This is a genomic window from Clostridium sp. 'White wine YQ', assembly GCF_028728205.1.
Classification (GTDB): Bacteria; Bacillota; Clostridia; order Clostridiales; family Clostridiaceae; genus Clostridium_T.
The window spans coordinates 239,887-254,016 of the sequence record NZ_JAQYUU010000003.1 but is presented as its reverse complement, the minus strand read 5'-3'; the positions used below and the strand labels follow the sequence as shown (position 1 = coordinate 254,016).

General features: G+C 30.9%; 12 protein-coding genes and 1 other annotated feature. Of the genes, 8 read left to right on the top strand and 4 right to left on the bottom strand.

Going from position 1 to position 14,130, the window contains the following annotated elements:
• Positions 1 to 52: 52 nt before the first annotated feature.
• The 8 genes from PTZ02_RS13425 (at position 53) to PTZ02_RS13390 (ending at position 9,742) form a co-directional block, all read left to right on the top strand.
• Positions 53 to 1,780, top strand: coding sequence for an ABC transporter ATP-binding protein (locus PTZ02_RS13425; protein ID WP_274228307.1), 1,728 nt, complete (start codon positions 53 to 55; stop codon positions 1,778 to 1,780).
• A gap of 2 nt (positions 1,781 to 1,782) precedes the next feature.
• Positions 1,783 to 3,624: an ABC transporter ATP-binding protein gene (locus PTZ02_RS13420; RefSeq protein WP_274228306.1), complete on the top strand. Its 1,842-nt coding sequence runs from the start codon at positions 1,783 to 1,785 to the stop codon at positions 3,622 to 3,624.
• A 125-nt stretch (positions 3,625 to 3,749) separates the two neighbouring features.
• A complete protein-coding gene (locus tag PTZ02_RS13415) occupies positions 3,750 to 5,105 on the top strand; it encodes a metallophosphoesterase (protein ID WP_274228305.1) in 1,356 nt (451 codons plus the stop codon).
• A gap of 162 nt (positions 5,106 to 5,267) precedes the next feature.
• Complete coding sequence (locus PTZ02_RS13410; RefSeq protein ID WP_274228304.1) at positions 5,268 to 6,482, top strand: metallophosphoesterase; 1,215 nt, start codon at positions 5,268 to 5,270, stop codon at positions 6,480 to 6,482.
• Between the two features lie 19 nt (positions 6,483 to 6,501).
• Positions 6,502 to 6,915 (top strand): hypothetical protein, encoded by a 414-nt coding sequence (locus PTZ02_RS13405; RefSeq protein WP_274228303.1) that lies wholly within the window; start codon positions 6,502 to 6,504, stop codon positions 6,913 to 6,915.
• Positions 6,872 to 8,137 carry a MerR family transcriptional regulator gene (locus tag PTZ02_RS13400; protein ID WP_274228302.1) on the top strand — a complete coding sequence of 422 codons (1,266 nt, stop codon included), beginning with the start codon at positions 6,872 to 6,874 and terminating at the stop codon, positions 8,135 to 8,137. The genes PTZ02_RS13405 and PTZ02_RS13400 overlap by 44 nt, the downstream gene beginning before the upstream one ends.
• A gap of 105 nt (positions 8,138 to 8,242) precedes the next feature.
• Positions 8,243 to 9,502 (top strand): MFS transporter, encoded by a 1,260-nt coding sequence (locus PTZ02_RS13395; protein ID WP_274228301.1) that lies wholly within the window; start codon positions 8,243 to 8,245, stop codon positions 9,500 to 9,502.
• 30 nt (positions 9,503 to 9,532) lie between these two features.
• Complete coding sequence (locus PTZ02_RS13390) at positions 9,533 to 9,742, top strand: heavy-metal-associated domain-containing protein (RefSeq protein ID WP_202766676.1); 210 nt, start codon at positions 9,533 to 9,535, stop codon at positions 9,740 to 9,742.
• A gap of 38 nt (positions 9,743 to 9,780) precedes the next feature.
• Here the strand turns inward: PTZ02_RS13390 and PTZ02_RS13385 are convergent, their stop codons facing one another.
• The 4 genes from PTZ02_RS13385 to gloA2 all read right to left on the bottom strand — a co-directional run bounded on the left by PTZ02_RS13385 (position 9,781) and on the right by gloA2 (position 14,045).
• Positions 9,781 to 11,073: an NCS2 family permease gene (locus tag PTZ02_RS13385; RefSeq protein WP_274228300.1), complete on the bottom strand. Its 1,293-nt coding sequence runs from the start codon at positions 11,071 to 11,073 to the stop codon at positions 9,781 to 9,783.
• A 221-nt stretch (positions 11,074 to 11,294) separates the two neighbouring features.
• Positions 11,295 to 11,585 (bottom strand): acetolactate synthase small subunit, encoded by a 291-nt coding sequence (gene ilvN, locus PTZ02_RS13380; RefSeq protein ID WP_274228299.1) that lies wholly within the window; start codon positions 11,583 to 11,585, stop codon positions 11,295 to 11,297.
• Complete coding sequence (gene ilvB / locus PTZ02_RS13375) at positions 11,582 to 13,255, bottom strand: biosynthetic-type acetolactate synthase large subunit (protein ID WP_274228298.1); 1,674 nt, start codon at positions 13,253 to 13,255, stop codon at positions 11,582 to 11,584. Before ilvB ends, ilvN begins: the two co-directional genes overlap by 4 nt.
• 60 nt (positions 13,256 to 13,315) lie before the next feature.
• Positions 13,316 to 13,583: a binding site (T-box leader), on the bottom strand.
• A 66-nt stretch (positions 13,584 to 13,649) separates the two neighbouring features.
• Complete coding sequence (gene gloA2 / locus PTZ02_RS13370; RefSeq protein ID WP_274228297.1) at positions 13,650 to 14,045, bottom strand: SMU1112c/YaeR family gloxylase I-like metalloprotein; 396 nt, start codon at positions 14,043 to 14,045, stop codon at positions 13,650 to 13,652.
• Positions 14,046 to 14,130: the final 85 nt, after the last annotated feature.

The following is a 14,130-nucleotide window of genomic DNA, read 5'->3' as shown; positions in this document are numbered from 1 at the left end:
TAGTGGGTATAATTAATGCTCACTATGACTTTTTTGAGGCGGTGAAGCTTATATGGGATTTTTAAACAAGTATATAAAAAGATATTGGAAATTATTTTTTCTTGCAGTTCTTTTCCTTACATTAGAGGCTATGTGTGATTTGCTGCAGCCTACAATAATGTCAAGAATAGTAGATGTTGGAGTAGCTGAAAAGAATATGGATTATGTAATAAAGCTTGGAGGCATAATGCTTTTAGTGACATTAGCAGGAGCTATAGCAGCATCAACTAGAAACATAATAGCAACTAATGTTTCTCAAAATTTTGGCGCAGAGTTAAGACTAGATTTATATAAAAAGATACAAAGCTTTTCTTCCAAAAACATAGATGAGTTTGATAGAGCATCTCTGATTACGAGATTAACTAACGATGTAAATCAAATTCAAGTTTTTGCTAATGGCCTTATGAGGATTTTTGTAAAGGCTCCTTTATTGTGCATAGGAAGTTTAGTCATGGTTATAAGATTAAATTACAGATTAGCTTTAATATTATTAGCAGTAATTCCAGTAGTAGCTATTATTATTTCGATGAACATGAAGATAGGATATCCTTTGTTTAGGAGAGTGCAAAAAGCTTTAGATAAGGTAAATAGCATAATGAGAGAATATCTGTCAGGAATACGAGTAGTTAAGGCATTTAATAGATTCAGCTATGAAGAAAATAGATTTGGAAATTCAAACGAAGAATTATCAGAAATATCTACGAAAGCAATGAAGAGGATGGCTATATTTTCTCCTGCTATTACCTTTACTGTAAATTTAGGAATAGTTGCAGTAATATGGCTAGGAGGAGTAAAGGTAAATCAAGGGCAAATGCAGGTGGGCCAAATAATAGCTTTTGTAAATTATATGACCCAAATTTTATTTTCACTTATGATAATTTCTAATGTATTTAATATGTTAGTAAGAGCAAAAGCCTCAGCAGAGCGTATAGAAGAAGTATTTTCTAAAGAAAATACAATGATTATAAAGAAACAACCAATAAAAGAATTTGCTTCTAAAGGCAAGATAGATTTTATAAATGTAAGCTTTAGTTATTCTGAGTCTTATGAGGAAAAGGTGCTTAACAATATATCCTTTAGTTGCTTGCAAGGAGAAACTTTAGGGATAATTGGATCTACAGGTTCAGGTAAAAGTACTCTTGTGAATTTAATTCCAAGATTTTATGATGCAATTGGTGGTGAAATAAGAGTTGATGATATAGATGTAAAAGAGATAGATACTAAGGTCTTAAGAGAAAAAATAGCTATTGTTCCTCAAAAAACTGTTCTGTTTACAGGTACAATATCAGAAAATATTAGATGGGGAAATGAGAAAGCAACTAAGGAACACATAGAGAAAGTTTCAGATATGGCCCAAATTCATAGCTTTATTGAAAAGCTTCCAGATGGATATGAGACTTTGATAGGACAAGGCGGAGTGAATTTTTCAGGTGGCCAGAAACAAAGGATATCAATTGCTAGAGCATTAGTAAGGGACCCAGAAATACTTATTTTAGATGACTGTACAAGTGCACTAGATGTTACAACAGAAGCTGAAATAAGAGAAGAATTAAGAAAATACTCAAGTAAACTTACTACTATAATCATAGCTCAGAGAATTACTTCCGTAATGAACACAGATAGAACAATTGTGTTAGATAAAGGTGAAATTGTAGGAATTGGAACTCATAAGGAACTTATGAAGGAATGTGAAACATATCAAGAGATATTTAAGTCGCAAATTGGGAAGGAGGCAATATAAGCATGAAGGAAGATAATTCAAATAATGTTACTCCCCCATCGTTAGCTAGAAGAGGCCCTGGCCAAGGAAATAGAATGGCACCAGTAGTAAAACCAAAGAATTTCAAGGGGACTATGAAAAGGCTCTGGCACTATTTTGGAAAAGAGAGAAATCTATTATTAATAACCTTTGTATTTATAATTATTGATGCAATAATTACGCTTTTAGTTCCATATATAATTGGAAAGGCTATTGATGCAATGTCTAGTAATAAGCATATAGTAAATTTCTCAATATTAACATACATGATAATAGCCTTATTTGGAGCGTATTTTATTGATGCAGCTCTAAATTTTCTGCAAGGATGGTTAATGGCAGGTATATCTCAAAGAATAGTAAAAGGTCTTAGAAAAACTTTATTTAGTAAGCTGCAGAAATTACCTATAGGTTTTTTTGATACCCATCCCCATGGTGAGGTAATGAGTAGGCTAACTAATGACATAGAAAATGTAAGTAGTACCATATCTCAATCAACAACTCAGTTGATGTCTGGAGCTATTACTATTATTGGTTCTTTAATCATGATGCTAGTGCTAAGCCCAATATTAACTCTTGCAAGCATAATAACAGCTCCTTTAGTTTATTTACTTACAAAGATAATAGCTAAGAAAACTAAGGTATTATTTAAAGAACAGCAAGTTCAGTTGGGAAAATTAAATGGATATATTGAGGAGACTATTTCAGGAATAGATGTGGTAAAGGCATTTAATCATGAAGATAAGGCTATTGAAGAATTTCAGGAACTTAATTCAAGTTTATGTAGCGTAGGCCTTAAGGCACAAATTTGGTCAGGTTTTCTAATGCCTTTAATGAATGTAATTAATAATGTGGGATTTGCAGTGGTGGCAGGTATTGGAGGAACTTTAGCAGTAAAAAATCTTATTACAGTAGGAGTAATAGCAAGCTTTTTAAGTTACTCAAGACAATTTACTAGACCTCTTAATGACTTGGCAAATATTTTTAATACATTACAATCAGCAGTAGCTGGAGCGGAAAGAGTTTTTGATATTTTAGATGAAGAAGAGGAGCCATTGGATATAGAGAATGTAATTTCTCTTGGAAATATAAAAGGGCATGTAGTCTTTGAAAATGTATCTTTTGGTTATAGATCCGATGTGCCTATACTGAAAAACATTAGCTTTGAGTCTAAGGAGGGCACAGACACTGCTCTAGTAGGACCAACAGGAGCAGGTAAAACAACAATAGTTAATTTGCTTACTAGGTTTTATGATGTTACCGAGGGCAGAATATTAATTGATGGAAGAGATATAAGAGAATATACAAGAGAAAGTCTAAGAAAAGCCTTTGGGGTAGTTCTTCAGGATACTTATCTTTTTTCAGGCACAATAAAGGAAAATATAAAGTATGGAAAACCAGAGGCCACAGATGAAGAAGTTGAAGCAGCAGCAATTATGGCAAATGCAGATGCTTTTATAAAAAGATTGCCTAGTGGATACGATACTATACTTTGGGAAAGCGGAGGTAACTTAAGTCAAGGGCAGAGACAGCTTTTAGCTATAGCTAGAGCTATTTTATCAAAACCAAGTATTTTAATATTGGATGAAGCAACAAGCAGTGTTGATACAAGAACAGAACGAAGAATACAAGAAGCCATGTTAAATATGATGAAAGGGCGTACGAGCTTTATAATTGCCCACAGATTAAGCACTATAAGGGATGCCAATACTATTATGGTTATAGATAACGGGAATATTATTGAAAAAGGAAATCACGATGAGCTTATTAAAAAGGAAGGGGTATATTCTAGTATGTACCTTAACCAATTTAAAAACATAAGTGAATAGAGAATTTATAGATAAAAGGATGGATGATTAAAAAAATCCATCCTTTTTGAAAAATTTCTTTATAATTATTAAATATTATGAGATATTAAGAACATAACATTTTAATAAGTAAGTGAGTGGATAATATGAAGATTAAGAAGAAGCCTTGGATATTTTTGTCTCTAATTTTAATAATCTTTTTAGCTGGTGGGTATTATATTTATAACTTAAATACATATAGGGATAAGAAAGTTGATCCTAAGATTAAAAGAGGAGAACCAGTATCTATATTTGTAGCATCAGATATACACTATTTACCTGATAGTATAAATGACCATGGAGAAGCTTTTCAAAGATTCGTAACTTTAGGTGATGGGAAGCAAACAGATTATATTGAACAAATTACGGATGCCTTTATAAATGATATTAAAAAAAGTAAACCTCAATTTCTTATAATAAGCGGGGACTTAACAAGTAATGGTGAAAAGGCGAGTCATGAAGAATTGATTAAGAAGTTACATAAGATAGAGGAACTTGGGACTTCAGTGTATGTAATTCCAGGAAATCATGATATTTTGAATCCTAATGCAAGAAGTTTTAAGGGAGAAGATCAATATAAGACCGACTATATAACCAATAAAGATTTCTCTATGTTGTATAAGGATTTTGGATATAATGAAGCTGTTTCAAGGGATAAGAAGACATTAAGCTATTTAGTAGCACCAACAGAAGATACTTGGTTTCTTATGCTGGATACAGCAAAATATATGAGTAACATTAAAAATGGATCTCCAGAAGTAGGGGGACAGATTACTAAAGAAACTTTTGAGTGGATTAAAAAATGCAGTGATTTAGCAAAAGCTCATAATGCAAAGTTAATAACAGTTATGCATCACAATTTAATGGATCACAGTGGAGTGGTGAAAAAAGATTATACTTTAGATAATAGTAAAGATGCTATTGATGAATTTACAAAGGATGGAATAAATTTGGTTTTGACAGGGCATATACATATTCAAAATATAAACTCCGCTCAAGATAACAATACCAAGGTTTATGATATAGCAACTAGTTCGTTAGCAGTATATCCTCAGCAGTACGGAATCATAAATTATGATAAGGAAAAGGGATACGATTATAGTACTAAGTCTGTTGATGTTGAAGCCTATGCGAAAGAAAATGGATTAAAAGATAAAAACCTAATTAATTTTAAAGCTTATTCGGAAGAGTATTTTGGGGATAAAGCATATGATAGAGCATACGAAAATCTAGCTAGTTCAGGAGAATATACAGTTGAACAAATTAAAGCAATGAGCAATATAATGAGAATAGTAAATCTTAATTATTTTGCAGGAACTGAATATAAGATTGGAGACGATATTAAAAATACTGAAGGATTTAAACTTTGGGAAAATGATATATCTATGTTTCAACGTAATTATATCTTAAACATAATAAATGGGAAGAAAGAAGATAATACCCATTTGCATATTGAAAAATAGCTAATAATACAGAAGTTTTCTTAATGGAGGGAAGCTTCTGTATTTTATTGTATTATAAAGAAAAACATTAATTGAAATGATTGTTGAGAACAATTGGCAATTGAAGTATAGTAGATAGTAATAGAAATATTTATATTAAGATGTTCGAAAGAGGTTAGAATTATGGATAATAATAAGTTGGGGAATGTATCCAGTGAATATAAAAGCACAGGAATTTTGGGAGGAATAAGTTTAATGAAAATAGCAGCAATTATTTTTGCGTTAGCATTGTATATTATTATAAATTACTATATAGGATTAAGAGGAATTCAATTAGTACAACTTTTAAATAAGAGTATAAATACTAAAATTTTATGGGTAATCTTTTGGTTTATTGCATTTAGCTATATTTTTAGTATGGCACTACCTAAAATTCTTCCTAAAACAGTTATAGGAGGACTAGATTACATAGGTTCGTATTATATGGCTATAATGATGTATTTACTAATAATTTTACCTGTAATAGATATTTTAAGAATATTAAATGGTAAAATAGGTATTTTCCAAATGACAGATTTCTTTAAGGCAACTGTAGGAATAGTTATAACCATTTTTATTATGTTTATTTTGATTTATGGGACTTGGAATGCTAGTCATACTGCTATAAAGGATTATGAAGTAAACATAAATAAAAATGCAGGAGCTATTAAAGAGTTAAAGATAATTATGGCATCGGATATTCATATCGGAAGTGTTGGATATAGGGATAGAATGGAAAAGTTAGTTGAAATGACAAATGAAGAAAATCCAGATATGGTCCTACTAGCTGGAGATATAATAAATGATGATATACAACCATATATTGATGAAAATATAAGTCAATATATTAAAGAGATAAAATCAAAATATGGAGTTTTTGCAGTCACAGGGAATCATGAATATATAAGTGGAAATGCAGATAAGTTAGTAGGGTTTTTAAAGGACTCTGGAGTTAAAGTGCTTCAAGATGAATACTATAAGGTAGATGATAGCTTCTATGTAGTGGGAAGAAATGATATATCAGGAATGAGCTATTCTGGAATGAAGAGAAAAGACTTATCAGAAATAATGGAAGGTGTAGATAGAGGTAAACCAATATTTTTAATGGATCATCAACCTAAGAATCTACAGGAATCAGTTGAAGCAGGAGTAGATTTAGAGGTTTCTGGACATACCCATAGAGGACAATTAGCACCTGGAGAGTTAATAACTGGAAAGCTTTTTGAAATTGACTGGGGTATGCTTAAAAAAGGAAATTTCACAGAAATAGTGTCCTCTGGTTTTGGAACTTGGGGGCCACCTATAAGAATAGGAAGTAGATCAGAGTTAGTAAGAATAAAAGTTAAATTAAATGAATAGATAGGGGTAGGGTGTTATAATGGCTGGAGTAATAAAGTTTTTAATGAACGTAGTTAATAATTTGCATGATTTGCTTCAAAAGATATTTAATAAAATGGGGGTAGGACTTAATGATAAGCAACTTCACTTTATTATAATTGGATTACTTGGGATATGTATTTTTGGAATTACTCAACTTGCATTTAAAAAGTTATCTAAGTATAGCATTACAGCTATTTCATTTATATACACATTTACAGTGCTAGTAGTAATAGTATTTGCCATAGAAATTGGTCAAAAGATAACTAAAAGAGGTAATATGGAGTTTGAGGATATAGTGGCTGGACTCATGGGGTTTTTGTACCTATTTATTATCTATTTAATTATTAAGATAGGGAAATATTTATGGAATGAAGTATTCTCAAGGAAAAAGAGTAGAAAAACTAGGAAGTGAAGTTATGAAAATAGGTGCCTTTTCTAAGAAAAATAATATAACTTTAGATTCTATAAGACATTATATTACCCTAGGATTACTAGTACCGAATAGAAATGGAAAACAATATGATTTTGATGAAAGATGCCAACTAGACATAGAAGAAATAATAAATTTAAAGGAGTTAGGTTTTAGTTTAAATGAAATTAAAACAATTTTCTTTTTTAAAAAGTTTGCTAGCTTGGCGAGAAATGAGGATAGGGAATATTATAGGGGTATATTTAAACAAAAGTGCAGGGATATTTCTATTGAGATAGAAAAACTTTCAGATATAAGAGAAAAGCTTGAAGAAAAATTAAAAATAATGAACTTATCAGAAAATATACAACCGAGAAAAATTGGAGTCGATATAAGAGTAATAAGTTTACTTAATTGCAGTCATTGTAACGAAGGACTAATCTTAACACAAGGAAGTATAACTGATAACAAGATAATAGAAGGAACTTTAAGTTGTAAATGTGGTAAAAAGTATATAATTAGCGAAGGTATTTTAATGGATGAAAATACCTTTGTTAATAAAGAGTACATCACTCAAAAAAATTCAATTAAGGATTATATCCTAGAAACGAGTGAAGAATACCTAGATAATCTGTATAAGACTAATGAATGGCTGCATAGAGAGCTCGATTTTAATGATTCTAAAAATAAGGTAATTCTAGAACTGGGGACAGGATGGGGATATTTTTTAAGAAGTATATATAGTGAACTTCCTGAATCCTGTACTTATATAGCGGTAGACAGAAATATAAATTCTCATATATTTCTCAAGTCAATCTTAGAGAATTTGAATTATGAAAGAAATATTCTATTTATTTGCTGTGATTTCTTAGATATACCCATTAAAAATAAGTCTGTAGATATAGTTATGGATATTTCAGGTACAAGCAATTTTAGTTTTGAAAATAGAGAATTTTTATTGGCGTTAATAGATAATAAAGTAAAAGAGCAAAGTAGGCTTATAGGAAGTTATATTTTATTTAAAAATTTTGTTGCCGATAGCTTTGTAGACAAGAACTTTAGAATTAATTTCATTCTTGAAGAGGTTAAAAAGAACTTAAATAAATTAGGTTATAAGTTAGAAACAGAAAGGGTTTCTGATTATGTAGAAGAAGGGGGCCCGTTTGAGAACTATTTTAAAAAAGGTGAAAAGGTGTATACCTATAATTATTACGGTAAAAGGTAGGGTTAACCCCACCTTTTTTTTATTTAGGGAGAAGAATTTTTGAAATAGCCTGTTGAAGTGGTCTTAACACAAGAGCGTAAGATTAATTTAACAGGAGGTTATGAAATGAAGAATTTAAGTATAACTAATGTATTAATTATAAACAAAAGCATTCATTGGTGCATAATAGGGATGATATTACCAATATCAACACTATTCATTATGGATAAGGGAATCTCATTATTACAAATAGGGTTACTTGTAGCAATACAATCAGCAACAGTCATAATCTTTGAAGTGCCATCAGGAGCACTTGCAGATAATTATGGCAGAAAGAATGTTTATATTATTTCAATGATGATGATGTGTGTTGCAGCAATAATTTATATATTTTCTGTGGGGTTGTTTCAAGTATCTATAGGGATTGTATTTATGGGTATAGCACAAGCACTTTCTTCAGGTACAATAGATGCGTGGTTTGTGGATGAATTTAACAATGAATTTCCTAAGGGTGACTTGCAAAGTGCCTTGGCTAAATCTAATGTATTCACATTAATATCCTTAGGAGGGAGCTCATTGCTCGCGGGGATACTTCCTATGAGTATTGGAACTATACTTCATGCAAAACTACACTTAAGTAGTTATTCAATTAATTTTATAGTAGAAATTTTTCTTATAATTATTCAGATTATATTAACAAAAAAATTAATAGTTGAAGAAATTCATGAAAATAAAAAAGCTAAAATACTAGAAAGCTTAAAATCATCACCCAAAACATTGAAAAGTTCTCTTGAAATTGTAGTAAGAAATAAATCTATTTTTTTTATGATGCTATCAACAGTAGTATGGGGATTAGGTTTTTCAGCTCTAGAAGTCTATTGGCAGCCACAAGTAAAGAATATATTAGGAGGAGAAACTAAAATTATTGTGTTTGGAGTTATAAATGCAGGATATTTTTTTGCTGGAGCTATTGGAAGTATAATTATTTCTCCTATTTGTAAACTGTTTAAAGGAAATTTACTAAGGGTATTGATTCTAATAAGGATATTACTTGGAATTTCATTCATAATCCTAGCTTTTCAAAAAAATATAATAACATTTGTAATTGTATATCTATTACTTTATGCAATCAATGGAATGGCAGAATCACCATATTATACACTATTTAATAATCATGTAGAAAACGAGAATAGAGCAACTCTTTTATCGTTAGAATCACTATTTATGAAATCGGGCGGACTTGTAGGTTCTTTAGGCATGGGATTTGTGGCAAAAGATTATTCTATTTCAATAGGTTGGATAATAATTGGAGTAGTTGTAATTACATCGGCTAGTTTATTTTTTAAGATATTGATGATGGATAAAAAACATAGTAGCTCTCCATAATATATGTATAAATATTAAGGAGGGTTAGAGATGAATAATGTTCATTATCAAGTAAGTGGACTCGCAGGCTCAGAAAGTAAAACAAAATTAAATAATGCATTAGATAAAATAGAAGGAGTTCATAAGGTTGAAGTAGATTTAGCAAGAGGAACAGTTGAGGTGCAGTTTAATAATCCTGCAACAGGTGAAGAGATTAAAAGGTGTATAGAACACACTGGATATAAGTTGGATAGTAATTAAAAAAGAGGCCGTATACGGCCTCTTTTTATATAAACATTTTAAATAAAAAACTTAGCTAATAATATTAGTGATATTACGCAAGTAGCAATTGAAATATCCTTAAACTTACCAGTAGTTAATTTTAATATGACATAAGATATCATACCAAATGCGATACCATCAGCAATGCTGTAACTCATCGGAATTAAAAGTAATGCGATAAATGCTGGTATAGCTTCAGAAAAATCTGTTAAGTTAATTTCTTTAACAGGTTCTAACATAAATAATCCGACTAAGATTAATGCAGGAGCAGTTGCTTCTGTAGGTATCATTAAAAATAATGGTGAAAGGAATAATGCAAGTATAAACATTACTGATGTTGAAACAGCTGTTAATCCAGTTCGTCCACCTTCAGATACACCAGAAGCACTTTCAACATAAGCAGATAATGCACTAGTTCCAAGACAAGCACCAACAGTAGTTCCTATAGCATCTGCAAGTAAAGCCTCTTTTGCTCTTGGAACATTCCCCTTTTCATCTAATAATCCAGCCTTTGTAGCAACACCAACTAAGGTTCCTATAGTATCAAACATATCCATAAACAATAAAGTGAATAGCACTATAACCATATCTAAGCTGAAAACATGAGTCCATTCAAATTTCATGAATGTTGGAGCTAATGAAGGCGGAGCACTAAAAAGATTTCCAGGAAGATGAGTTATTCCCATTGGTATACCAATTAATGTTGTTACAACTATTCCTATTAAAAGAGCTCCTTTGACTTTTCTAGCCAATAAAATGGCAGTCACTATAATTCCTATTATTGCAAGTAATACTCCAGGGCTTTTTAAATTACCAAGTGAAACAATAGTACCACCATCAGCATGAGTGATTATTTGAGAATCTGCTAAACCTATTAGCGCGATAAATAAACCAATTCCTACTGAAATAGCTCGTTTAATGTTTAATGGTAAGCTATTTATGATTGCTTCACGTATATTGAATACTGTTAATAGTATAAATATAATTCCTTCTAAGAAAACTGCAGTCATAGCAAATTGCCATGAATATCCCATACCTTTAACAACTGTAAATGCTACAAATGCATTAAGTCCCATAGCAGGAGCGGCTGCAAAAGGAAGTTTTGCAAGTAAACCAATTAATAAAGTTGCTACTATTGCTGATATTGCAGTTGCTGTAAATACTGACCCTGAATCCATTCCAGCTGCGGAGAGAATTGAAGGATTAACTGCTAGTATATAAGCCATTGTCATAAATGTAGTGATTCCAGCTAATATTTCAGTTTTTACAGTAGTTTTGTTGTCCTTTAGTTTAAAAAATGATTCTAACATTGAATATAAGTCTCCTTTTCGCATAAGGTATTTTTGGGAAATACCTTTCATTTGTTTTATATCTAAAAAAACCACTTGAATATAGTAACAAATAAATCTTACATAATCAATAGGAAATACGAATATTTACATAAAAACAGATGGGTTTATTCGGTAAAAAGTATAAAGCAACAGGATAAAGTTCTTCGTTTAGGACTTTATCCTGTTGCTATTTATTAGTTTTATCTTGTTTTTAAAAATAATTCTGGATTCTTAAATATTATTTCTTCATAGTCATCATGAACCTCAACCTGTAAAACATCGTATAGTTTCTTTAATTGTTTTATTATTTGATCAAGAAACACATCATCTTTTACCAAGAGATACATTTTACTTTTAAGCCCGTCACCAACTTCTCCACATAGTATTCCTTCAAGGTTAAAAGCTCTTCTAGCAAATAATCCAGTTATATGAGACATCACCCCAGGATGATTGTTCACTAATAATTCAATTATTAAATATTTATTATTCATATATTTTCACCACCAATCATGTTAATTAAACTTTCTCCAGGAGGAACCATTGGAAACACATTTTCTTCTGGGTTAATGTCAATATTTATTACATAAGGTTCTTTTAAGCCCAAAATATATTCAAGTTTAGCAATTGGATTTTGCTCATAGTTTAAGTTGCATGAGTTTAACCCAAATCCTTGAGCAACTAAAGCAAAATTTGTTTTAGTTATAAACTTTGAAGCTATAAAATGTTTATCATAAAATAACTCCTGCTGTTGTTTAACTAATCCTAAATGATTATTATTTAGAATTATTATTTTAATATTAAGATTAAGATCGCATAGGGTAGCAAGTTCTTGAATGTTCATTAAAATAGAACCATCACCAGAAAAACAAACAATTTGTTTATCAGGATTAGCTAAAGATGCACCAATAGCTGCAGGAAGTCCAAAACCCATGGTACCTAATCCCCCTGAGGTTAAAAGTGTTCTCGGTTTTGTGAAAGGATATATCTGAGCTGTCCACATTTGATGCTGACCAACATCAGTAGTTATTATTGCATCCTCATCTAATATTTTAGAAACCTGCTTAATTATATTTAATGGATGAAATAAATCTTCTTCTGCTGGAAGAATTAGGGGGTATGACTTCTTACAGTTAGCCACTTCTATTAGCCAATCTTCTCTTGGATTTAAATCTATTTTCTTTATAAGATATTTAATTATAATGCCTATATCACCAATAATAGAAAGGTCAACTTTTTTGAGTTTATTTATTTCAGATTCATCTATATCTATATGAATGATTTTTGCATTAGGAGAAAATTCAGATATCTTACATACAGCCCTATCATCAAATCGAACGCCTAAAGCAATAATTAAATCTGCCTCATTTAATAGTAGATTAGTAAATCTAGCACCATGCATACCTAGCATACCTAAATATAGTTCATCATGATATGGAAACGAACCTAAAGCCATTAACGTAGTAGTAGCAGGAATAGAATTTTTCTTGGCTAATTTATATAAGTCATCGGAGCACTCAGCATTTATAATACCTCCCCCTACATATAGAATAGGTTTCTTAGAGGCGTTAATTAAATTTACTGCAGTATCTATATTTTGTGAGAATGTATGCATTTTAGATGACTTTTGTTGTATGATTTCTGGCCAAGAATTAAATTCATATATTTCAGTTTGAATATTTTTTGGAATATCAATTACCACAGGACCAGGCCTGCCATCTTCAGCAACTCTAAAAGCTTCAGGGATAACATCAAATAGTTCTTCGATTGAATGTATGAAAAAATTATGCTTGGTAATTGGAATAGTTAACCCATAGGTATCAACTTCTTGAAAAGCATCAGTTCCAATTGCGTTATACGGAACTTGCCCAGTTATTGCAATTAGTGGTATGGAGTCAAGCTTTGCATCAGCTATAGCAGTTAACAAATTTGTAGCGCCAGGCCCAGATGTAGCAAAACATACAGCGGCTTTGCCAGTTGACCTTGCTATCCCTTGAGCAATAAAAGCAGCCCCTTGCTCATGTCTAGCCAATATGTGGCTAATATTGCTCTTGTATAATGCATCATAAAGTGGGAGATTAGCACCTCCTGGAATACCAGCTATAGTATCAATTCCAAGTAGTTCTAAAAGTTTAATAGTAATTTCAGCCCCAGATAATTTCATTAATAAACACTCCTTTAAATAAATTAATTTTCTATAAAATAAAAAAACCTTCGTCCTATATATAAGGACGAAGGTTGAATCTCCGCGGTACCACCTAATTTTGTATAAAAATAATACACTCTTAAATATAGTACGGGCATAAATAGGTAAAACCTTAATACCGATACTACTTCTCCTTTAACGTTGAGACTACGTTTAATTCTACTCTTCTCATTTCGATTAACGACTCCGAGGCTACCTTCTATAGTTCCTTCATGGGAAATTTACACCAAGCTTTCCCTCTCTTTAAATCCAGAGAATATATACTCCTCCTCATCAAAGTCTTTGATATTAAATTGGTTATTGTTAGTATTGTATAACTATGCAAAAACAATGTCAAGAATATTTTGAAAATTTAAAATTGATAAATTTCAATAGGTAAATTGTCCGGGTCACTAAAGAATGTAAACTTTTTGCCAGTAAATTCATCAATTCTTATAGGCTCAACTTCAATATTATGTGAATTAAGATATTTTACTGAAGCTTCTATATCGCAAACTTCAAAAGATAGGTGCCTAAGACCACAAGCCTCAGGATAACTCGGCCTCTTTGGCGGATTTGGGAATGAAAAAAGTTCGAGTTGACTTTCACCAATAGATAAATCAAGTTTATATGAGTTCCTTTCTTCCCTATAAACTTCACGAATAATATTTAGGCCTAGTATATTAACATAGAAATTTTTAGATATATCATAGTTTGAACAAATAATTGCAACATGATGTATTTTACGTAGATTTAAGGTATTTTTCATTTTATATACTCCTTTAAAATATTTATGGTATTTATTTTATCATTAATATATGAATTAATAGAAATACTTTTATTGAATTCATCAA

Excerpts from the sequence above, each read along its gene's own strand:
- PTZ02_RS13425 (WP_274228307.1), top strand. The coding sequence starts at position 53 with ATGGGATTTTTAAACAAGTATATAAAAAGATATTGGAAATTATTTTTT.
- PTZ02_RS13420 (WP_274228306.1), top strand. The coding sequence starts at position 1,783 with ATGAAGGAAGATAATTCAAATAATGTTACTCCCCCATCGTTAGCTAGA.
- PTZ02_RS13415 (WP_274228305.1), top strand. The coding sequence starts at position 3,750 with ATGAAGATTAAGAAGAAGCCTTGGATATTTTTGTCTCTAATTTTAATA.
- PTZ02_RS13410 (WP_274228304.1), top strand. The coding sequence starts at position 5,268 with ATGGATAATAATAAGTTGGGGAATGTATCCAGTGAATATAAAAGCACA.
- PTZ02_RS13405 (WP_274228303.1), top strand. The coding sequence starts at position 6,502 with ATGGCTGGAGTAATAAAGTTTTTAATGAACGTAGTTAATAATTTGCAT.
- PTZ02_RS13400 (WP_274228302.1), top strand. The coding sequence starts at position 6,872 with ATGAAGTATTCTCAAGGAAAAAGAGTAGAAAAACTAGGAAGTGAAGTT.
- PTZ02_RS13395 (WP_274228301.1), top strand. The coding sequence starts at position 8,243 with ATGAAGAATTTAAGTATAACTAATGTATTAATTATAAACAAAAGCATT.
- PTZ02_RS13390 (WP_202766676.1), top strand. The coding sequence starts at position 9,533 with ATGAATAATGTTCATTATCAAGTAAGTGGACTCGCAGGCTCAGAAAGT.
- PTZ02_RS13385 (WP_274228300.1), bottom strand. The coding sequence starts at position 11,073 with ATGTTAGAATCATTTTTTAAACTAAAGGACAACAAAACTACTGTAAAA.
- ilvN (WP_274228299.1), bottom strand. The coding sequence starts at position 11,585 with ATGAATAATAAATATTTAATAATTGAATTATTAGTGAACAATCATCCT.
- ilvB (WP_274228298.1), bottom strand. The coding sequence starts at position 13,255 with ATGAAATTATCTGGGGCTGAAATTACTATTAAACTTTTAGAACTACTT.
- gloA2 (WP_274228297.1), bottom strand. The coding sequence starts at position 14,045 with ATGAAAAATACCTTAAATCTACGTAAAATACATCATGTTGCAATTATT.